Genomic DNA, 582 nt, shown 5'->3' on the forward strand with positions numbered 1-582 from the left:
CTANCAACCTCTTGCCGCTAACGCTCAAATTAATGGATTATTCTCCTGCGCTGCTAGGTATTTTGATCGGGGCCTCCGGCAGCGGAAACATTCTGGCTTCCATATATATTTCTAAAAGAGCAACAAGAGCTACTCGAATTCAGACCGGTGAAAGCATTAAACCCATGTTGAACTCAGGCATCTGCACGGCCGCATGTTTTCTCCTGATAGGACTGTTAATGGGTACTGGCAACGACAATGCTCAAATTCTAATTGTAACTTCATTCATGGCAATAGGCATTTTCAGCGCGGCATTTTCGATCTCCACAAACCGTTTTTTATTTTGGGCATTTGCTAACAGAATTGGAAGTGCGACGGCAAAACTACAAGCGGTACAAAATGCATCAATGCTGGCTGCGCCGCTGCTGGGAGCATTTATTATCGATCACACCTCTCCAGGCATATTGTTCATCAGCGCAGGTGCAATTGCGATCATCGCTTTTGTCTTTATATATGCCCACTCTTCAATTCAGTTGAGGCACTCAGACACAAAGCCGATTTAATACATAGCAATCCATTGCAATAATTAGCCGAGCCCACGAG

General features: G+C 44.8%; 1 protein-coding gene. It reads left to right on the forward strand.

The window, feature by feature from the left end; genetic code table 11:
* On the forward strand, positions 1-542 hold a 542-nt coding region (locus tag ALP40_RS16555), incomplete at its 5' end, for an MFS transporter (protein ID WP_147478334.1).
* Positions 543-582 lie beyond the last annotated feature (40 nt).

Origin of the sequence: Pseudomonas viridiflava (assembly GCF_003702045.1) — a bacterium.
Classification (GTDB): Bacteria; Pseudomonadota; Gammaproteobacteria; order Pseudomonadales; family Pseudomonadaceae; genus Aquipseudomonas; species Aquipseudomonas viridiflava_C.